This is a genomic window from Paracoccus aminovorans, assembly GCF_900005615.1.
Classification (GTDB): domain Bacteria; phylum Pseudomonadota; class Alphaproteobacteria; order Rhodobacterales; family Rhodobacteraceae; genus Paracoccus; species Paracoccus aminovorans.
The window spans coordinates 240,618-262,048 of sequence record NZ_LN832562.1 but is presented as its reverse complement, the minus strand read 5'-3'; the positions used below and the strand labels follow the sequence as shown (position 1 = coordinate 262,048).

Sequence of the window (21,431 nt, the reverse complement as noted above, 5' to 3'; positions counted from 1 at the left end):
GACGCGATGTTCCGCCTGACGCAATACATGCAGCAACTGCTGCACCCGACGCCGGTCGCCCGCCGGGCCTCGGCGGGTGCGGTCAAGCCGGTGGTGATCTGGAACCTGACCCGCAGCTGCAACCTGAAATGCCGGCACTGCTATACCGTCAGCAGCGACCACGTCTTTCCGGGCGAGCTGACGCATGAACAGGCGATGGCGGTCCTGGACGACCTTTCCGCCTTTCGCATCCCGGCGCTGATCCTGTCGGGCGGCGAGCCGCTGTCGCGCTTCGACTTCTGGGACCTGGCCGCGCGCGCCCGGCAACTGGATTTCCGCCACCTGTCGCTGTCCACCAACGGCACCAAGCTGGGCGAGCCCGGCGCCGCCGCCCGCGTGGCCGCCCTGGGCTTCGACTATGTCGGCATCAGCCTGGATGGGATCGGGGCGGTGAACGACTGGTTCCGCGGTGTCGAAGGCGCCTTCGACAATGCCCTGGCCGGGGTCCGGGCCTGCAAGGCGCGCGGCGTCAAGGTGGGCCTGCGCTTCACCATCACCCGCGACAATGCCCATCACCTGCCCGCGATGCTGGACCTGTGCGAATCCGAGGGCGTGGACAAGTTCTACCTGTCGCATCTGGTCTATGCCGGCCGCGGCGACAAGCATCGCGGCGACGACCAGGACCACGCCCATACCCGCCGCGCCATGGACCTGCTGATCCGGCGCGGCTGGGACGCGCTGTCGCAGGGCCGGCCGTTGGAGATCGTCACCGGCAACAACGACGCCGACGCGGTCTGGTTCATCCGCTGGGCCGAGCGCAATTTCCCGGCCGAGGCGGTGGCGCATGTCCGCGAGCATCTGCTGGCCTGGGGTGGCAATTCCTCGGGGCTGGGGGTCGCGAACATCGACCCGCAGGGCAAGGTGCATCCCGACACCTATTGGTCGGACTATACCGTCGGCTCGGTCAAGGAACGGCCGTTCAGCGCCTGGTGGACCGGCGACGACCCGATGCTGGCCACGCTGCGCACCCGGCCGCGGCCGCTGCAGGGCCGCTGCGGCGCCTGCGCCTTTCAGCGGATCTGTGGCGGCAATACCCGCATCCGGGCGCTGCAACTGACCGGGGACCCCTGGGCCGAGGACCCGGCCTGCTATCTGTCCAATGCCGAGATCGGGGCCGAGAACGACCCGGCCCGGCTTGCCGTCACGCCGTTCCGGGGGAAAAGCCATGATCCGGCGCATCGCTTCTTCTAGGCTCTGGTTAGTGGCGCTGCTGCTGGCCCCCGCCCCGTCCCTGGCCGACGCGGCAGGTGATTACGCTGCGCATTGCGCCGCCTGCCACGGCGAGCACCGGCTGGGCGGCACCGGGCCGGCGCTGATCCCCGAGACGCTGGGCCGCGTCAAGGGCATCGCCGAGATCATCGCCCAGGGCCGGCCGCTGACCCAGATGGCGGGCTTTGCCGAGCAGCTTGCGCCCGCCCAGATCGAGGCGCTGGAAGGCTTCATCAAGACGCCGCTGGACCAGACCCCGCACTGGACGCCCGAGGACATCGCCGCCAGCCGCGAGATGGCGGCGGATTACCGCCCCGCCGCCGCCCCGGTCTTCGATGCCGATCCGATGAACATCACCCTGGTCGTGGAAACCGGCGACCATCACGTCAGCGTGCTGGACGGCGACCGGCTGGAGGTGCTGGACCGTTTCGCCACCCCCTATGCCGTCCACGGCGGGCCCAAGTTCTCGCCCGACGGGCGTTACGTCTTCATCATGTCGCGCGACGGCTGGGTGCAGAAATACGACATCTGGTCGCTGCGCGAGGTCGGCCGCATCCGCGCCGGGCTCAACAGCCGCAACATCGCCATGAGCCATGACGGCCGCTGGCTCGCCGTCGCCAACTCTCTGCCGCAGACGCTGACCATCCTGTCGACCGAAACGCTGGAGCCGGTCCGCGTCATCGAGGTCGCCGGCCGCGACGGCACCCCCAGCCGGGTCAGCGCCGTCTACCAGGCGCCGCAGCGCAAGAGCTTCATCCTGGCGCTGAAGGACGCGCCCGAGATCTGGGAGATCGCCACCGACCCCGATGCCGGTCCCTTCCACGACGGCTATGTCCACAGCCATGAAAAGGGCATGGAGGAAGCCTTCGGCGCCCAGCAGGGCCTGTTCGCGCGTCGCCGCATCCCGACCGACGAGCCGCTGGACGATTTCTTCTTCGACCCCGGCTATCGCAACCTGATCGGCACCAACCGCGAGGGCACCAAGGGCGTGGTGATCAACCTGACCACCGGCGCCAGGGTCGCGGAACTGCCGCTGCCGGGGATGCCGCATCTCGGCTCGGGCATCACCTGGGACCGGGCCGGGCACAAGGTCATGGCGACGCCGCATCTGAACGAGGGCGTGCTGTCGGTGATCGACATGACCGACTGGACGCTGGTCAAGCAGATCAGGACCGACGGCCCGGGCTTCTTCCTGCGCAGCCACGAGACCTCGGATTATGTCTGGGCCGACGTGTTCATGGGCCCGAACCGCGACGAGATGCATGTCATCGACAAGCAGACGCTGAAGATCGTCCGCACCCTGAAGCCGGCGCCCGGCCGGACCGCCGCGCATACCGAGTTCACCCGCGACGGCCGCTACGCGCTGGTCTCGATCTGGGAGGAAGACGGCGCGGTCGTGGTCTATGACGCCAAGACGCTGGAAGAGGTCAAGCGCCTGCCGATGCGCAAGCCCTCGGGCAAGTACAACATCTGGAACAAGATCACCTTCTCGGACGGGACCAGCCATTAGCCGGCCGCCGAAACCGGACGCGCCGGCTTAGGCTCCAGACTTCGGTAACGGGGTCGTCCCAGTCAAGCGGTTTTGCGCATAGGGGATGTGCCGCCGGAGCGCGCGGTCTTGTTCTTTGAGAAAGTGATCTGCTTCCCTGTTCGGCAGCCTTCGCCTGAGATCGACCCGGGTGCATGCTTCGGTCCGTGGTCAGCGCTGTGGCTGCCGACATGATGCTGGTTCAATGCAATTCCGATGTGCCCATCTCATTGGCGTGCTCGATACGATCGGCATCGGTCCTGAGCACGGCATCACCGCAACCGCGTCCCGTGGGGACCTCGAAGGCCCGCGATCAGGCGGGCAGCAGTCTGGAATCTGTGTCTTCAGCCGGCATGAAGCACGGGAATGCCAAAACGGAAGTCGGTGTCATCCTTCCACATCCGGTGCAGGATCACGGCGATGCGGTGGGCCAGCCCAACCATCGCGCGCTTGGCACCACGACGGCGCGCAAGTTTTGCCGCCCAGGTTCGCAGCCAGCTCGCCCGTCCACCAATCGTCGGGAAAACAGTCCCCCGGACTGTTTTCTGACCCTCCTCATACATCATGACGGTTGCCGCCTGGCACAGCGCGCGTCGAAGGTTGACGTCGCCTGCCTTGGTGATCCCGCCCGAGATGTCGCGCTCGCCCGACTGGTTGCGAGACGGCGTCAGGCCGACCCATGGTCCGACCTTCTTCGAGGATGTGAAGCGGGCGGGATCATCGACAGCGGATCGATAGGTCAACGCCACGACGGCGCCGATCCCGGGCATCGACATCAGCCGACGACAGACCGGATCTTCCTGGGAGAGTTGACGGACATTGCGTTCAAGACCCGCCAGCTCTCGCCGCAGCGCCGAGCGCGCGCGAAGCATGGGTTCGGTTGCCGCTTCCAGCATCGGGTTGCCCGCCGCCAGTTCGCGGATACGCTGTTCGAACCTGCCGCGGGATATGGTGCCAACCTTGAGCCCGAAGTTCCGCAGCAGCCCGCGCAGTGACATTTCCAGCGTGATAAACCCTTGTTGCACAGCCTTACGAGGGCTGAGCACCGCTCTAACCTCCTGTGCAGACACCGATTTGCAATGAACGGGTCGGAACCAACCAAGATGAAGCAGACGTGCAATACCCTCTGCATCCCGCCGGTCCGTCTTGATCGGCATGGCCTTCAGGGCGCCTTTTACCTGTCTGGTTTCCATGAGAACGACAGGTCGTCCCGCATCTGACAACCCGCGATGCAGCCACTGCGACAAGGGGCCAGCCTCAAGCCCGACGGCGGCAATTGCGCCGTCCTGGTCGCAGATCCAGCACGACAGCGCCTTGGGCTCGCTGGCCACCTGCGCCTCCTTCACGATCTTCCCATGCTCGCTGATCACGCAGATCGCGGTCTTCTCCAGCGACACATCCAGCCCGACAAACAGCTTCATCCCGCAGTCCTCCATGTGGATCCGATACGGGAATGGCGCCAGCTTGCCCTCAATCTTGCAACGGTAACGGGCGGGTCGCGACGCAGGCCCCGTTACGGCATCTCGTTCACGTGTCACAGCCAGACCATGACGGTAGCGGCGAGAGCGACGGCAGACAGGAAGACCTTCGGGCATCTGTCGCCGCGTGTGGCGGCACGCCGCCAGTCCTTGAGCCTGCCGGAAGATGATCTCGATGCGGTTTCGGCGTTTGCAGCGTCGCTTGTCGTGCTTGCCGCGCGACTTGCGGCCGGGGATGCAGGGCCGTATCCCCTTGTCTTTCAACGCATCCCTGAACCGGTCGGCATCATGGCCCCGCTCGGCCAGCAGTCAGTCCGCCTTCGGCAGGCTGCCCGGCAACGCGGCTGCGCCGGTGTCGTCGCCAACTTGGTCTGCGGTCATGAGTTCGCGGGATAAGGCCATGACCCGGGGGATCATGTCCCCCGAGAACGCGGATCGGGCGGCCTTCGGCATCGGTCACGGCATGCAACCTGGTGTTCATGCCGCCCGTCCTCGGGAAAGCAGTTCCCCGGACTGCTTTCTGGCCCTGGGACTGCGACCGATCAGACGGCCCCTTTGATCGCCGGATCCCCCTTTTTCGACCGCAGGCTGGTCGCCGTGCGGTGCGCCTTCAGATAGGTTGTATCGATCATCACCGTCTCCGGAACGGCCGCCTCGGACGCCGGACCGTCCATCATCCGAGCGAAGATGCCCCGTTCACGGCAATACTCGAACCGATGGCGTGCCGGTTCGCGCGACAGCTGCCGCCAGCCGCCTCGCGGGGTCCCGATCACGGTGCCCAGCGTCAGCTGCCGCCTTGGGTCGGTTCGTGCAGCGCGTGCATAACCGGCACGCGACCTGGTTTCGGGGCAGAGCCGTGGGACGGAAAAGACTTGGTCGGAGATCGGAAAGTCCGCGCCAATGCGGCTGGGCAGACCCATTTCCAGGGATCGATCTTCAGCAAATCCGGGACCATTTCCTCCACGACATCCTCTCCAAGCCTTCAAGCAGCCTGTCAGTCCGCTCCCCACCGTCACGCCGAACGGCTGCAACCCATCGCGCGCCGTTTTGGCCGGGCCTGTCGGCCTTCGGCGGGCCGGGTTTGCAATTCCGGTTCGATCGTCGCAGACTGTCCCTTGGACGCCCCATTTCGGGCAGCCTGGTCCCGGATTAAGCGAGAAGCTGCGCAATTGCTTCGCAGCAGGTGGACAACCGACAGTGGAACGGCATCATTACGACCGGGATCGGACCTGCCCGGACAAAGGAAGGAGATCGCGATGAACGCCCCCCTGCGCCAGTCCGAGCGTCTCGGGCGCCTCACCACCGCCCTCGGTGCCAATACCCTGGCGCTGCTGCGCTTCGACGGCAGCGATCACCTGAACGACCTCTTCGAATACCGCGTCGAGGCGCTCGCCACCCGCCCAGACCTCGACTTCGACGCGCTCGTCGGCACCCATGCCACCGTCGAGATCGAGACCCGCGACGGCCCCCAGCCCTTCGACGGCATCGTCACGCAAGCCCGCTGGGCCGGCGTGGGCGAGAACGGCCACCGCTACGACCTGACCCTGCGGCCCTGGTTCTGGCTCGCCTCCCGCCGGCGCAACCAGCGGATCTTCCACGACAAAACCGTCATCCAGATCCTGACCGAACTGCTCGCCGACTATGCCCAGCTCGGCGATCCGGCGGTCGAGTTCCAGCTGTCGCAGGACTACCCGACCCTCGAATACACCGTGCAATACCGCGAATCCGACCTCGATTTCGCCCGCCGGCAGATGGAGCGGGCGGGCATCAGCTTCCATTTCCGCCACGCGCCCGGCAGCCACACGCTGGTGCTGACCGACGACGTGCTGGCGCATGAGACCATCGGCGCCCGGCCCTACAAGTCCTACGACGGCCATCACCAGGCGGAGGGCGAGCATTTCTGGGACTGGGCGCCCGAACGCAACCTGACCACCGGCGCCATCCGGCTGACCGACTACAATTTCAAGACCCCCGACGCGGCGATGGAGGCCGACCGCTTGGGCGACGCCGCCCATGCGCAGGGGCAGATCGAGAGCTTTGATTATCCTGGAGATTACCTCGCGCAGGATGTGGGAAAGCTGGTGGCGGGGTTGCGGACGTCGCAGGAGCGCGGCGCGGATCGCAGGAACCGCGCGGTGGGCGACTGCGCCAGCTTGCGGGCGGGGCGTCGGGTGACGCTGTCGGGCGATCCGGTGCCGGGGACGGGCGAGACCTATCTGTGCCTCTCGGCCTCGCATCATTTCGTCAGCGAGGCTTATGGCTCCGGCGGCCAGGGCAGCGACGGCTATGCGTTTACCGGGTCCTACGCCTTGATGCCGGACACGGCGCCGATGGTGCCGCCGCGGCGGACGGCGGTGCCGGTGGTGCACGGGCCGCAGACGGCGATGGTGGTGGGCGAGGGCGAGATCGACTGCGACGCGTTCGGCCGCATCCTGGTGCGGTTCCACTGGGACCTGTCGGGGGCGCATTCGATGCGCTGCCGGGTGTCGCAGAACTGGGCCGGCGCCGGCTGGGGCGGCATGGTGATCCCCAGGATCGGCATGGAGGTCGTCGTCGAGTTCCTCGAGGGCGATCCCGATAAGCCCCTGGTGACGGGGAATGTGTTCAACGGCAGGAACGCGGCGCCCTACCCGCTGCCGGAGAACAAGACCAAGATGGTGATGCGCTCGAACACCCATCAGGGCGCCGGTTTCAACGAGCTCAGCTTCGAGGATCAAGCCGGGCAGGAAGAGATCTTCATGCATGGGCAGAAGGACCACCGCGTCCAGATCCTGAACGACCAGAACCAGAGCATCGGCAACAACCGCTCGAAATCCGTCGGCAACGACCAGTCGGAATCCATCGGCAACGACAAGTCGATCAGCGTCGGCAACAATCATTCCGAGACCATCACCGCCGACAAGACGCTCAGCGTGGGCGGCAACCATACCGAAAGCGTCACCGGCGACATGGCGCTGGAGATCACCGGCAACCGCTCGGAAACCGTGAAGAGCACCCGGACCCTGAAAGTGACCGGCGACGACAGCACCACCGTGGAACAGGGCGAACAAAGCACCACCGTCAGCACCGGCGCGCGCCGGGTCAGCGTGCTGGCGGCGGGGCAATATACCACCGTCAACCAGGATATCGTCACCGTCTCCAAGACCGGCGGCATCGCCATCAAGGCCGCGACCAGCGTGGTGATCGAGGCGCCCAGCATCCTGCTCAAGGCCGATGCCTCGAACTTCATCCAGATCGGCGGCGGCCAGCTGATCATCGAGGGAGCCGAGACCTATATCAACCCCCGCGAAACCGCGCCCGACACCGGCGCGCTGTCCTCCGACTGACCCCGGGAGCCGAGATGTCCATTTGCCGCACCGAGCATTTCAACCTGACCGTGCCCGACGGTTGGGCCGACCGCAGCATGATCACCTGGGTGGCGCCGCCGCAGCCCGGCTACAAGGTCCTTCCCAACCTGTTGTGCTCCAAGGGAGAACTGCAGCGCGGCGAGGATCTGGACAAGTTCGTGAACCGGCAGCTGAAAGAGCTGATGGGCCAGGTCAAGAACTTCGACCTGGTCAGCCGGCGCAACGTCATGTTCGGCGGCCGTCCGGCGGTGGAACTGCTGTTCCGGATGCGGCCGCAGAACGTCATGCTGCAGCAGCGGCAGATCTTCTTCCAGGCCGACCCGGCCGGTCCCGGCGTGCAGACGGTGGTGGCGACGGCGGCACGCGAGGATTTCGATGCGCTGGCGCCGGTCTTCGAGCAGGTGCTGAACTCGGTTTCCTGGAACGGCTGACCGATGCCGCCCGCCCTTGCCGCCGCCCATATCGGACATGAGATCGAGCACAGCTCGGCCTTCATGGGCTTCCTGGTCGGGGCGGCCGTCGGATTGCTGGCTGGGGCGGCCATCGTCGCGGCGACGGTGCTTACGGGCGGCGCGGCACTGGCGGTGGTGGCGGCGGTCGGGGGCGCGGTCGCCGCGACCGGCGGCGGCGCGCTGGCCGGCATGTATATCGGCGAGGCGATCAAGAACCCGAAGGGGCCGATCTCGTCCGGCTCGCCCGACGTGTTCTATGGCGCCGCGCGCATCCCGGCGGCGCGGGCGGTGATCGACACCGTCGCCTGCAAGGACCACGGCACCAAGTTCCTGGCGACGGGCAGCGACAGCGTCTTCATCAACACCTATCCGGCGGTGCGCGACGACGACAAATCCGAATGCGACGGCACGGTCAAATCCGGTTTCGACAATATCTTCATCGGCGCCGAGACGATGCAGTATCTGGAGATCGAAAGCGAAGTGCCGGAATGGATGGTCGATGTCGCGATGGGCATGGTCATCGTCGGCACGGCGGTGGCGCTGACCTTCGGCGCCGCGGCGGCCTTTGCGGCGGGCGGGCTCTGCGCGCTCGGCACCTTCGGGCTGCAGGTCGCGGGCGGGCTGGTCGGCGCGGCGATCCTGGCCCCGGTCGGCGGCATGATCGGCGAAGCCCTTGGCGGCGAGCTGGGCAAGCGCATCGGCGAGACCGCGGGCGGATTGCTGGGCGGCGGGCTGGGCGCCCGCGCGGGCGGGCTTTTCGGCCGCCGCACCCTGACCGGCCATCCGGTGGACGTGGCGACAGGCGAGCTGGTCACGCAAGAGACGGATTTCGTGATCTCGGGCCTGGTCGGCCTGGCGTGGGAGCGCAGCTGGATCTCCTCCTCGACCCAGGATGGGGCGCTGGGGCGCAAATGGCACCATCCCTTCGACATGGCGCTGGCCGAGGCCGAATCCTGCCAGGTGCTGCGGGTCGAAAAGGGTCGGCTGGTGCTTCTGCCCCGGCTGGAGGTCGGCCAGAGCTTCTGGCACCGGGCGGAAAGCCTGCTCGCCACCCGGCTGGGCACGGAGGAATGGGTGATTCGCCGCGACGACGGGCTGCATTATCGCCTGGCCGCGCCGGGGCCAGACGGCGGGCTGCGGCTGGTCGAGATCAGCGACGGCAACGGCAACCGCATCGCCGCGGATTACGATGCCGCCGGGCATCTGGCGCAGGTCACCGGCAGCGACGGCATCCGCTATCTGTTCGACAGCGACGCCGCCGGCCGCTTCACCCGCATCAGCAAGACCGACGGCCAGGTGGCGCTGCCCCTGGTCGGTTACGACTACGACGCGAGCGGCGACCTGATCCGCGCCACCGATGCCGCCGGGCAGGCCTTCGCCTATGCCTACGACCGTCACCTGCTGATCCGCGAGACCCGCAAGAGCGGGTTGTCGTTCCATTTCGCCTGGGACGACCCGTCGCTGGGCGGCGAAGCCCGCTGCATCCGCACCTGGGGCGACGGCGACATCTATTGGCGCGCGCTGGACTATCGCCCGGGCGAAACCCGCGTCACCAACGGCAAGGGCGCGGTCGAGACCTATTTCTACAACGAGATCGGTCTCGTCACCCGCATGATCTCGCCTCTGGGGGCGGAATCCGGCTGCACGATCAACCGTTTCGGCGAATGCGAAGCCGCCGTCGATCCGAACGGCGCGGTGTCGCGCTGGCGCTTCGACGCATTCGGGCGGCTGGTCGAGGCGGTCGATCCCCTGGGCGCGGCCACCCGCCTGGCCTATGCCAGCGACGACCCGCGCAGCCCAAACTTCCTGAATCTGGCCGAGGAAACCGACCCGCTGGGCGCGGCGATGGAGTTCGAATACGATGCCCGCGGCAATCTGACCGGTTTCACCGACCAGGCCGGCCATCGCATCCGCACCCTGCGCGACGCGCGCGGGCTGATGCTTTCGGTGCAGGACGACCTGGGCGTGCTGGCGCGCTATTCCTGGTCCGAGGCCGGGCACCTTCTGGCCGAGCGCAACGGCCGCGGCGGCCGGGTGTCCTATGCCTATGACGGCTTCGGCCTTTTGCTGCGCGAGCAGCCCGAGGACGAGGCCGCGACCACCTTCGCCCATGACGCCCTGGGCCGCGTCACCCGCATCGAGCGCGAGTGCGGCGCCCGGCTGCTGGGCTACAGCCCCGACGGGCTGCTGGCCCGGCTGACCGAGCCCGACGGCACCACCTGGCGCTGGGACTTCGACGGGCTGCCCCTGCCCGTCCGGCGCCACAATCCCGACGGCAGCAGCTTCCGCTATGATTACGACAGCGAACTGAACCTGGTCCGGCTGCTCAACGAGCTGGGCGAGGAATATCGGTTGGAATACGACCTGGCCGAGCAGCTGGTGCTGGAACAGGGCTTCGACGGCCATACGCTGCGCTACGACTACGATCCGGCCGGCCATCTGATCGGCCAGCGCGACGCCCGGCGGCGGCATCTTTTCCGGCGCGATGCCCTGGGCCGGCTGCTGCGGCGCGACAGCGGCGACGGCGGCTGGGCGGAATATGCCTATGATCTCGCGGGACGCATGGTCCTGGCCCTGAACGCGGCGCGGCGCGTGACCTTCCGCCACGACCCGCGTGGGCTGGTGCTGGGCGAAAACCAGGACGGGGCCGAACTGGCCCATTCCTATTCCGGCCGCGGCGAGCGGCTGGCGACGGTCCTGCCCGACGGCCGCATCCTGCATTTCGGCTACGACCGCGACGGCAGTTTCGAGCGTTTCTCGTTCGGCGGGCGCGAGGTGCTGTCGCTCGCCCGCGACCGCATGGGGCGCGAGACCCTGCGCGAGGCCGGGCGTCTGGCCCAGCAGACCGAATACGATCCCCAGGGCCGCATCCGCCGGCAGCTGGCCTGGCGGGCCGGCAAGGATCGGCCGGTGTTCAGCCGCACCTATCGCCATGACGCAAACGGCCGGGTGCGCGGTATCGACGACCTTTTGCGCGGGGCGCGCGACTATCTCTACGACGCGCGCGAGCAGTTGCGCCGGGTCGACGGCGCCGCGCCCGAGACCTTTTTCTTCGACCCCGCCGGCAATATCGCCGGGCCTTCCGCGGACGGGCGCGACGTGTCGATCCGGGGCGGCCGGCTGCTGATGCGGGGCGATTGCCATTACGAATACGACGATGCCGGCAACCGCATCCTGCTGCGCCGCGGCCATGCCGGCAGCCATGTCTTCCGCTACGGTTACGACGACCTGGACCAGCTGGTCGCCGTGCACGAGGACCGGGGCCGGACCAGCCGCAGCACCGAATTCCGCTATGACGCCCTGGGCCGCCGGGTCTGGAAACGGCATCGCGAGATCCTGCGCGCCGCCAACGACCCCGGCGGCGACGCCATCGCCGAACATGTCCGCGACGAGACGACCTGGTTCCTGTGGGACGACATGGTGCTGCTGGCCGAGGGCAAGGGCGACGCGCAGGGCGCCCGCGACCCCCTGGCCGTCGTCTATGTCCACGAGCCCGCCAGTTTCCGTCCCCTGGCCCAGATCCGGCGCCACGATCCGGCGCAGGAAGGCGAGGTGCTGGTCTATTGGCTGGATCACCTGGGCACGCCGCAGGAAATCTCGAACGAAAAGGGCGAACTGGTCTGGCAGGTGGCGCTGAAGGCCTGGGGCGGCATCGACCGGCCGGTGATCGAGCGGGTCGAGAACAACCTGCGCTTTCCGGGCCAGTATCACGACGTCGAGACCGGGCTGCACTACAACCGACACCGCCACTACGACCCCGACATCGGCGGCTTCGTCAACCAGGACCCGATCCGCCTGCTGGGCGGCGAGAAGCTGGCGCTTTATGCGCCGAATCCGCTGTCATGGACCGACCCGCTGGGGCTGGACCCCGACGACTGGAACGACTACCAGCGCCGGAACAGCGGGCGCGGCTGGTCGCCGGCGCAGATGCGGGCGAATTATCGCAAGACGCGGGAATGGCGGACGAACAATCCGGTCTCGGACGGGACCCATGGCAACAGCCACGCGACGACGAAACCGGCCTATGGCTACATCCTGCGGGACCGCGACACGCATCAGCCGGTCAAGTTCGGCGAGACGACCGAGCGGAACCCCTTCCGCCGATACAGCCAGAGCTATTACGACAAGCACAACGTCTATATGGATCCGGTCAAGAAGGGCACCAAGCAGCAGATGCACCAATGGCAACACGAGCGCATCGTCCAGTACAAGAACCGGCACGGCTTCCGGCCCCGCCTCAACCTGTGTGACTACTGAAATGGACATATTCTTCACCAGCGTCGGGCACGGCAAGCTCGGCCGCCAACTCAACGAGATCTACATGCCCATGAACCGGGTTCTGAAGGACCGGCTGGGCGAGCGGGATTACGGTCCCGGATTGAAGAAATGGTTCCTTCTGTTCGGCATGCTTCCTGCCGATTTCGACGGCCATGACGCACCCGAGCGGGTGCAGTTCAAGAGGAAGGAAAAGGTCTTCGACCTGCGCCTGCATCTCTCGAACGAGGCGTTCCGGCAGGCGGACGAGGCCGGGCGCAAAGCGCTGGTCGTCGACTGCATGCTGCGCTCGCTGGACCTGATCGAGGCGAAGAAAATCCCCGATTTCGACATCCAGGCGCTGAAAGCGGATGTCGAGGCCATTGCCCGCGCGGAAGGCTGGGTGACCTGACCCTCAGGAGGACGCGGCTGCCGCTACGGTCCGAAGGACCGGCGCACGGCGTCCCCAGGTCCGCCGCGTCCGGCCGCGACGCCCAGATCGCCGGCAGACCGGCCCGAGCGCGGCGGAAAGATCCATTCTGCGCGCGGCCTTGCGCGAAAAACGGCACAACCTGCCCGACATGCCTTGCGCATGCCGGTCGCCTCGCGCATGTTCTCGCCGCATTTTTTACGCACCACTTCATCAGTGGCCGCACCATCCGCGGCCGCCGGAACAAGGACATATGAATGACGGATACCCAGCAGACGCCACCCGCCGATCCGCTCCTGATCCATGACATCAGCGTCATCGACAATGTGAAGCTCAGGAAGGCGGTCACCGCCGCCGCGCTTGGCAATGCGATGGAATGGTTCGACTTCGGAGTCTACGGCTTCGTGGCCTATGCCCTGGGCAAGGTGTTCTTTCCCGACGCATCGCCCGCGATCCAGACCATCGCGGCGCTGGGGACGTTCTCGGTGCCGTTCCTGGTGCGCCCGCTGGGCGGCGTCTTCTTCGGCGTGATGGGCGACCGCTTCGGCCGCCAGAAGGTGCTGTCCCTGACGATCATCATCATGGCGGCCAGCACCTTCTGCATCGGGGTGATCCCCGCCTATGCCACCATCGGCATCTGGGCCCCGATCCTGCTCCTGCTGTGCAAGCTGGCGCAGGGCTTTTCCGTCGGGGGCGAATACACCGGGGCGGCGATCTTCGTCGCCGAATACGCCCCGGACCGCAGGCGCGGCTTCCTGGGCAGCTGGCTGGACTTCGGCTCCATCGCCGGCTTCGTGCTGGGCGCTGGCCTAGTGGTGCTGCTGCAGACCATCCTGGGCGAGGCGCGCTTCCTGGACTGGGGCTGGCGCATTCCCTTCCTGGTCGCGGGACCGCTGGGGCTGATCGGGCTTTATCTGCGCCACGCCGCCGAAGAGACGCCGGCCTTCATCCAGCACCTGGAGCGGATGGAGCGCGGCGACAAGGCCGACGTGCAGGACCACCCGCATGTTCCGGTGCGCGAGATCGCGCGGAAATACCGCAAGCCGCTTCTGGTCTGTGTCGGTATGGTGGTGGTGACCAACGTCACCTATTACATGCTGCTGACCTATATGCCGACCTATCTGTCCGGCAGCCTCGGCTATTCCGAGGAGAACGGCGTGATGATCATCATCGCGGTGATGATGGGCATGTTGTTCGTCCAGCCGGTGGTGGGCTTCGCCAGCGACAAGATCGGGCGCCGGCCCTTCCTGCTGGCGGGCAGCCTGGGGCTTCTGTGCCTTTCGATCCCGGCGCTCCACATGATCGGCAGCGACAGCACCGGGCTGATCTTCCTGGGGCTGCTGTGCCTGGCGATCATCCTGAACTGCTTCACCGGCGTCATGGCCTCGACCCTGCCGGCGCTGTTCCCGACCCGCATCCGCTACAGCGCGCTGGCCAGCTGCTTCAACATCGCCGTCATCATCGCCGGGATGACGCCCACCGTCGCGGCCCTGCTGGTCGAGCGGACGGGCAACCTGATGATGCCGGCCTATTATCTGCTCTTTGCCGCGCTGGCGGGGCTGGTGACCGCGTTCTACCTGCCCGAGACCGCGAATCTGCCGCTGCGGGGCGACACGCCGAACGCCTCGACCCCCGAAGAGGCTGCGCTGCTGCTGCAAGAAACCTATGAGCGGATCGCGCAGCATGTCGAGGACGTGGACGACGAGATCGTCGCCTTGCAGGAACGCATCGAGGCCCTGCGCGCCCGGCGGCAGACGCTCGTCAACCGCCACCCCGAGATGGAATGAGCTTCGGGGCCGGCGCCCCTCGGCCCCCGAGCCCGGGATCCTCTTTCTAAGCCACTGCGTGCCGCCGCGGATCGACCGCTTTTCTCCGCCACGGGTCGATCCACAGGATGAATGGCGCGGCATCGTAAGGAGTAAGGAGATCGGAACCCCGGTCCCCTTACGCCAAAGCGCAGCGCAAGGCATTGCGCTGCGCCCGCCGCAGCGGGTCGGCGCTTCCTTCCGGCAAGGCTCGGGCCTAAACCCGCACAGCGCCGGTTCAGGTCGGTGCAAACATCTTGCCCGGGCTTGCCGCTGGCCATCCCTTCCGGAAGCGCACCTCCAAGGCAGCCCTGCCGGGCTCAATGCGCGCACCTATGAAGAAGGGTTTGGTTCGCCGCAGCCAGCACCACAATGACGGGCGCCTCCGTCAGAACGCGAAGTGCGGACCCCGGCAGCCCTATGGAAGCCACGCCGGACGCGTTTCCCGATTTCACCCCTCCACCGCAAATTGACGTCGCCGGCCGGCAGCCCCTCTGCTTTTCCGGGATAGCGAGATTCCCACTGCCGGTGGGCCGCAAGAATGGCGTTGCCTTAGACGGCATCGTGGGAGGCCTGCTGCGACGCCCAGAGTCGCCCGGCCACGCGGATTCTGAAAAGGCCTTTTGAAGGACAGGCCGCTTTCCGCGTCGATACAGATCCATTTCCCGCATTTTCGCCCGTATCCGACACCGGTTCGCGGTCCCGCCTCTTATAGAAGGATTGCTGCGGCCGAGCATTGGCCGGACAAATGTTGACCGGCTGATCGCGCTCACATACTGTCAAGACAAGCAGGCTGGAACGGCCCTTGACGACCCAGGCTGCCGAGTTTCCGTAGAAAGGTTAGCTCAAATGAAAAGCGATCAGCCGATTTATATTGGAGTTTTGTTTTCCAGATCCGGGTGGACCGCCGTTACCGAACGGAGCATGCTGTCGGCCACAAAATTCGCCATCGAAGAAATCAACAAGGCAGGCGGCATAGACGGCCGCGAACTTGTGCCTGTTTATCGTGATCCGATGGGGGATCCGACGGCATATCAGCAATTGGCGGCAGAGCTGCTTACGGAAAGCAAGGTCAAGGTCATATTGGGATGCTATACCTCTCGGCAACGCAAGGCAGTGCTGAACGTTCTTGACAAGGAGGCCGGCCTTCTGTGCTATCCCGCGCAATACGAAGGGTTCGAATATTCGGAAAACATCATCTATTTCGGCGCGGTTCCCAACCAGAACAGTCTGTTCCTGGCGCTTTATCTTCTCGAGAATTTTTCGCCGCGGCTTTATATCGTCGGCTCAGATTATGTCTGGCCCCGCGAATCCGGAAGGATAATGGGCGATCTGATCGCCTCGGGCGGCGGCGAGATCCTGGGTCAGTGCTATCTGGGAGATGATGCGACATCGAAGGAATTCGATGCCCTGATGGCGGATATAAAAAGATGCAGCCCCGACATCATCTTCAACAACTTCGTCGGGCATTCAAATTTGCAATTCTATAATGCTCTTGCCGAAAACGGCCTGGACGGCGGGCATATCGCGGTCGCAAGCCTGACGACCAGCGAAACGGACATAAGGGAAATCGGTGCCGGTGCGACCGCCGGGCACATCACCGCCGCCACCTATTTCGCCTCCCAGCCGAATGCCGCCAACAAGGCCTGTCTGCAGCGCTATACGGCGATGCGCGGCGAGCCGCCGGATGCCAACATGTGCTGGGACGCCGCCTATACCCAGGCCCATGTGGTGGCGCAGGCGATGCGCAGCTGCGATCCGGACAATATCAACTCGATCCGGTCGGAGGTCCTGGGTGCATCCTTCGATGCGCCGCAAGGGCGGATCACCATCGATCCGTTGAATGCGCATTGCCACGTCTGGCCCAAGATCGGAATCGCGCGCAAGGACGGTCAATTCGATATCGTCGCCGAAACCCGCCATGCCGTTCGACCGGATCCCTATCGGACCACCTATTCCCTGCTTTCGGACAGCGCGCTTCCGCCAGAGGCGAACCCGCCCGATTTCGATTGGCCAGACGATTTGCGAGCCCGGAGATAATGACGACGTTTCGGGAATCGCGGTCGAATCGAAGCAGCCCGAGGCGGTGAACCTTTTCGCAAAAGGATCTGAAATGCGACCTGGACGAAGCGAGCCCTTTGCCAGCGAAAAAGGACAGCCCTTCCTGATCAAGGATCTACGGACCCTGAAGGTTCTGCTTGTTCAGCCGATGAACAACGACGGTCTGGCCTTGCGGTCCCATCTTGAACGGATCGGTTGCCAGGTCCAGGAATCCTGGCCGCCGCCGCCTGCTTATGCCGAAGATATCGATATCGTTTTCGTCATGGTCGATCGAGTAATCGAAAGCAAGCTGACGTTTCATTGGCAGGCCGAGGATCCTTCTGCCGTGCTGATCGCCGTCATCGATTACGAAAGCCCGCTGTCGATCGACCGCCTGCTGCATATGCGGGTCAACGCGGTGATCGGCCTGCCGATCCGGCCGTTCGGGATTCTCACCAATCTGCTCGCAGCGGTCAACAACCACCGACGTGTGTTGCGGCTGCGGATGAATCTGGCCCGTTTGCAGGCCAAGCTCGAATCCTGCCGCACGGTCGAGCGGGCGAAACTTGCGGTCATGCTGACCGATAGCCATTCCGAGAAGGAAGCCTATCGCCTATTGCGGCACCTTGCGATGAAAAGGCGGACGACGGTCGATGTCGTTTCCAGCCAGATCCTGTCCGGCATGGATTGGCGCGAGGATGACGAAAACCTGATTCAAGAGGACGAGAGGTAATATCGACATGAAATGGGCTGCACGGCAAGCGCGCAGCCCAAGCAAGATGTTTGGCCCTCAGGGGGTCGCCAGATCGATCTGTCCGGCGGTGCCGCCATAGGCTCGCGCCTCGGCCCTGGCGGCGATCAGGAACTCGCTGCGGTCCGAGGCGCAGGCAAGGCAAATCGGCGCGTGATCCGAAGAGGGATCGCGGTCCATCTCATGCGCGATATAGGCCTGGTTGCAGTGATGGCACCGGATTCTTGCCGCCCAGGGATCGTCGACCTCCTTGCGGGGATCGAAAGGGCGATCCTCGACATACCAGTTCCGGCGGGCCACCCCCAGAGCGGCGGCATAGATGACCACCGCGATGGCAAGGGTGATCGGAGGCGCCCAGATGCCGCCGAAGCTGCCGCCGAAGACCATCAGGAAACAGCCCACCGCCGAGGCGATGATCCAGGCGCCCAGGCCGCCCGGATTGACCAGCGGCACCCGGCCGGGCCGGAATTCCAGCATGTCGGCGCGGATGCCGCGCAGGTAGCACCAGCCGATATGGGTCATGGCGACGCCCACCCAGGCCACGATGATGACGCCCTGGAACTGCAGCGTCAGCAGCAGATAGCCGAAGACATTGGTGAGCATGATCAGGAAGATGACCACCGTCATGATCACCACCCAGACCGTGCGCGGCCATGAGATCTTGAACGCGCGGGCGAAGAAGTTCTGCATGTTGGTCGAGGACAGGTAGAAGTTGATCGTGTTGATCCGGGTCTGGCTGGCCCAGACCAGCAGCACGCCGAACGGTCCCATCAGCGCCACGATGCCGATGATGGCCGAGGTCTCGGACAACTGCCCCTCGATCGGGATGGTATGGGCGATGAACATCCCCACGGCGCCGTTGATCAACAGGGTCACGACATAGAAGGGAATGCCGAAGGTGAAGTTGCCGTTGTAACGCGAATCCTCCTTGCGGCCGAAACGGGCGACGTCCCAGGTCATCATCACCACGACCCAGACGCCCATGTAGACGGTGAAGGCGAACCACCAGCCGGGCACGCCAAGATCGGCATGGCCGGGCGGAAGCTGCGTCAGCCAGGCGCCGGAATAGCCGTGTTTCGAGATCGCCCAGATCACGCAGGCCATCAGGCCGAAGACGTAGAGCGGCAGCAGGATGCCGTTGATCCGGTCCAGCCAGGTCCGCACGCCCCGCATCACCAGGGGCGCGCTGTAGAGGCAGACGATGAAATACCACAGGCTCATCGGCCCGCCGAAATAATCCTGCAGCGCGATGGCCACGATCGAGCCTTCGGCGATGGCGTAATAGGTGATCGTCACGCCGAACAGCAGGGCGGCGAAGGTGGCGCCGACCTGCCCGAAGACCGCACGCGAAAACAGCGCCACGCTGGTGCCGCTGCGTGCGGCGAAACGCGCCGCGATATTGCACAGGATCCCGTAGACGACCGTCGAAAGCGCGATGCCGATCAGGGTGTTGATCGTGCCGACGGTCAGGGCGACGGTGCTGCCGACGACGACCCAGAACATGGCGCTCATCAGGCCGAACCAGGCCATGGAAAGCGAAAACCGGGAGCTTCGCCAGGTGGGCGGCACGATATGCAACGAGAAATCTTCCGCCGCGGCCTGTCGCAAGACTTCTGGCTCGTCGTGATAGATGATTTCCGGGGCTGGAATGGTTCTGGCGGTGGTCATGACTTCCGACTCCTCAAGTTGAACTGCCTTAGAAATCGGATATCGGTGGCATCAGGCTTGCGGGGGGACGGCGGTCTTTTCGACCGCAACGGGCACCCGGCTGGTGATCTGCCTTGAACAGCGTCGACCCTGGCCGTGCTTTCACGCCGGAAGGTCAGTTCGGGAAGTCATCTGATCGGGAGGGAGTCAGATCTGCTCCGGGCAGTCTTGTAGTCCGACATCCGTGTGAATTCCGTGGAGTTTGGCCGGTCGGGCCAGAGGAGGGGCGGCGGCTGGTCTCGCCGCCCCGGCCGTTCATGGGGCAGAGCGCCCCGCCCTGGACTCAGGCGGCGCGCGCCCGGTCCGAGGCCTCCTTGCTCAGCACCGCGAGCGTCTTGCCCCAGTAGGGCACGACCCGCCGCTTCATCATCGCGCGGAACTGGCGCGTGGTGTTGTCGAGCAGCTTGCCGCTGCCCCAGTCCAGGATCACGCCATATTGCCGGATGCAGTCCATGTCGGTGAACTCGCCCGAACGATAGCGCACGGCGACCGACTCGGGGTCCTCGTCGAGCCAGCCCAGGCGTTCCTCGGCGATGCGCTTGCGCTCCTGCTCGGTCGCCTCTTCATCGACCTCGTATTGGGCAAGATCGCTGTCGATAACCCGGATCACGACGCCATAGTCGATGCGCGCGCGCTCGACGCTGACATATTCGTCGGCCACGTCCTCGCAGACCAGTTGCGGATCGCGCATCAGCGGATCGCCGACCCCGCCACCGCCGGCCGAGGGCCGGGTGAACACGTCGTCAAGCTCGATGGGCAGATTCGAGAAGATCGAGCCGAGATAGCGCTCGCGGTCGGTCCCCTTGTTCAGCCAGACCCCGTGCGGGATCGAGGGCAGCCCGCCCCACATGCCCCAGGTGACGGAACGCTCGCGGTCGCAGCAGTAAGACACCACGATGCGCTCGCCCTCGAAGACGGCGCCGCCCTTGACCGCACCAAGCCCGCCGCGTGCCTCGCCCGGACCCGCCGAGTCCTGCACGAAGTCGTGGCACTTGGTCAGCACCGGGGCGAGCCGTTCCTGGCCCTCCAACGGCTGGACGCCGTATTGCGCGCCAAAGACCGGGGCGGTGGCGTTGAAGCCGTCGCGGCCGTTGCGCCCGCCCCAGCCGCCGGCCATCCAGTCATACCACATGAAGTAGGGCCGTCCCTGGATGCGGGTGTCGCGGCCGCCGACCAGCAGGTATTCCAGGTTGAAGGCGCAGCCCATCGTCCGCTCGGGCAGGATATTCGCCCAAAGCCCGAAGACCGAGTTCATCAGCTTCTCGAACGGACCCGAACAGAAGCCGGCGCAGGGACTGGGCCATTCCGCGTTCACCACCGTTCCCGGCTCGCCGACGTTGACGGTCACCGCCCGGTAGAGGCCCGAGTTCAGCGGCAGGTCGGGGAACTGGTATTTCGTCCCCGCGACGATCCCGGCGAACGACCCGCCATAGGCGGCGTTCAGGAAGGTCGAGATCTGGGGATGCGAGCCCGACAGGTCGTAATGCGCATGGTTGCCGTCGATGGTGAACTTGATCTTGATCGGGATCAGGCCCTCTTCCAGCTTCGGGTCCTGGTCGATGTAGTCCTCGGCATACCAGGTGCCGTCGGGCAGCTCGGCCAGGCGGTTGCGCATCAGCACCTCGACCCAGTCCTGGACCTCCTTGAAGGCGGTCTTGATGGTCTCGACACCGTATTTGTCGCAAAGCCGCTGGATCTCGCGCTCGGCGACGGCGGTCGCCTCGGCCTGGGCCTGCATGTCGCCGATGACGTCGCCGGGGTTGCGGGTGTTGGCGGCGATCATCTTGGCCACGTCGTCCAGCCAGACGCCCTTGCTCCAGACCCGCACCGGGGTGATGCGCAGCCCCTCGCCCATGTGGTCGAGCGCGGTGATGTTGAACGAGCCGGGCGTGGCGCCGCCCATGTCCGCCCAATGGCCGTTCGCCTGGGAATAGCCGATCAGCTCGCCCTTGTAGAACATCGGCCGCAGGATGCGGGTGTCGTTGAAGTGGCTGCCGCCCCGGAACGGGTCGTTGATGATGAAGACGTCGCCCGGGTTGATGTCGTCGCCGAACTCCTCGATCACCGCCTTGCAGGTATAGTGCAGCGTGCCGACATGGGCTGCGATGTCGCCGGTGCCCTGCATCACCAGGTTGCCCTGCGGATCGCTGAGCCCCGACGAGAAGTCGCGGCAGTAGATCACGAAGGAATAGCAGGTCCTCAGCAACTGCTCGGCCATCTGGTCGACGATGTTGACGAAGGCGTTGCGCAGCACCTCGAAGGTGATCGGGTCGAGTTCCGACTTGAACTCGGTCATGCGCATTTCGGGGGGCGGGGGATGCTGGATGCCCTTGTCAGACAGTCCGGTGAATTTGGTCATCTTGTTCATGCCGTTCGTCCTCCTGTTCCTGT

General features: G+C 65.6%; 12 protein-coding genes and 1 pseudogene. 9 read left to right on the top strand and 4 right to left on the bottom strand.

Features of this window, described 5'->3' with window-relative positions:
• The first annotated feature begins 6 nt into the window (after positions 1–6).
• On the top strand, positions 7–1,230 hold the full coding sequence (gene nirJ / locus JCM7685_RS17275) for a heme d1 biosynthesis radical SAM protein NirJ (RefSeq protein WP_074967659.1): 1,224 nt from the start codon (positions 7–9) through the stop codon (positions 1,228–1,230).
• Positions 1,205–2,758 (top strand): cytochrome D1 domain-containing protein, encoded by a 1,554-nt coding sequence (locus JCM7685_RS17270; protein ID WP_074967661.1) that lies wholly within the window; start codon positions 1,205–1,207, stop codon positions 2,756–2,758. The genes nirJ and JCM7685_RS17270 overlap by 26 nt, the downstream gene beginning before the upstream one ends.
• 362 nt (positions 2,759–3,120) lie before the next feature.
• On the opposite strand, the gene JCM7685_RS17265 is transcribed toward JCM7685_RS17270, so the two are convergent.
• Both JCM7685_RS17265 and JCM7685_RS17260 read right to left on the bottom strand, forming a co-directional pair.
• Positions 3,121–4,197, bottom strand: coding sequence for an IS110 family RNA-guided transposase (locus JCM7685_RS17265; protein WP_074967680.1), 1,077 nt, complete (start codon positions 4,195–4,197; stop codon positions 3,121–3,123).
• A 113-nt stretch (positions 4,198–4,310) separates the two neighbouring features.
• Positions 4,311–5,042 (bottom strand): annotated as a pseudogene (locus JCM7685_RS17260) (transposase).
• Positions 5,043–5,510: 468 nt separating this feature from the next.
• On the opposite strand from JCM7685_RS17260, the gene JCM7685_RS17255 reads away from it, so the two are divergent.
• The 7 genes from JCM7685_RS17255 (at position 5,511) to JCM7685_RS17225 (ending at position 17,315) form a co-directional block, all read left to right on the top strand.
• Positions 5,511–7,580 (top strand): type VI secretion system Vgr family protein, encoded by a 2,070-nt coding sequence (locus JCM7685_RS17255; protein WP_145981084.1) that lies wholly within the window; start codon positions 5,511–5,513, stop codon positions 7,578–7,580.
• A gap of 14 nt (positions 7,581–7,594) precedes the next feature.
• Positions 7,595–8,032, top strand: coding sequence for a DcrB-related protein (locus JCM7685_RS17250; RefSeq protein ID WP_074966942.1), 438 nt, complete (start codon positions 7,595–7,597; stop codon positions 8,030–8,032).
• A 3-nt stretch (positions 8,033–8,035) separates the two neighbouring features.
• On the top strand, positions 8,036–12,310 hold the full coding sequence (locus JCM7685_RS17245) for an RHS repeat-associated core domain-containing protein (RefSeq protein WP_074966944.1): 4,275 nt from the start codon (positions 8,036–8,038) through the stop codon (positions 12,308–12,310).
• Position 12,311: 1 nt separating this feature from the next.
• Positions 12,312–12,719: an Imm44 family immunity protein gene (locus JCM7685_RS17240; protein ID WP_074966946.1), complete on the top strand. Its 408-nt coding sequence runs from the start codon at positions 12,312–12,314 to the stop codon at positions 12,717–12,719.
• Positions 12,720–12,994: 275 nt separating this feature from the next.
• Positions 12,995–14,524 carry a glycine betaine/L-proline transporter ProP gene (gene proP, locus JCM7685_RS17235; RefSeq protein WP_074966948.1) on the top strand — a complete coding sequence of 510 codons (1,530 nt, stop codon included), beginning with the start codon at positions 12,995–12,997 and terminating at the stop codon, positions 14,522–14,524.
• Positions 14,525–15,391: 867 nt separating this feature from the next.
• Positions 15,392–16,582, top strand: coding sequence for a transporter substrate-binding domain-containing protein (locus tag JCM7685_RS17230; RefSeq protein ID WP_074966950.1), 1,191 nt, complete (start codon positions 15,392–15,394; stop codon positions 16,580–16,582).
• A gap of 46 nt (positions 16,583–16,628) precedes the next feature.
• A complete protein-coding gene (locus JCM7685_RS17225) occupies positions 16,629–17,315 on the top strand; it encodes an ANTAR domain-containing response regulator (RefSeq protein WP_172413073.1) in 687 nt (228 codons plus the stop codon).
• 57 nt (positions 17,316–17,372) lie between these two features.
• Here JCM7685_RS17225 and JCM7685_RS17220 read toward each other — a convergent pair whose 3' ends face one another.
• Both JCM7685_RS17220 and JCM7685_RS17215 read right to left on the bottom strand, forming a co-directional pair.
• On the bottom strand, positions 17,373–19,001 hold the full coding sequence (locus JCM7685_RS17220; protein ID WP_074966955.1) for a purine-cytosine permease family protein: 1,629 nt from the start codon (positions 18,999–19,001) through the stop codon (positions 17,373–17,375).
• A gap of 322 nt (positions 19,002–19,323) precedes the next feature.
• Entirely contained in the window at positions 19,324–21,336 is a 2,013-nt protein-coding gene (locus tag JCM7685_RS17215; RefSeq protein WP_074967068.1) for a hydantoinase B/oxoprolinase family protein, read from the bottom strand.
• Positions 21,337–21,431 lie beyond the last annotated feature (95 nt).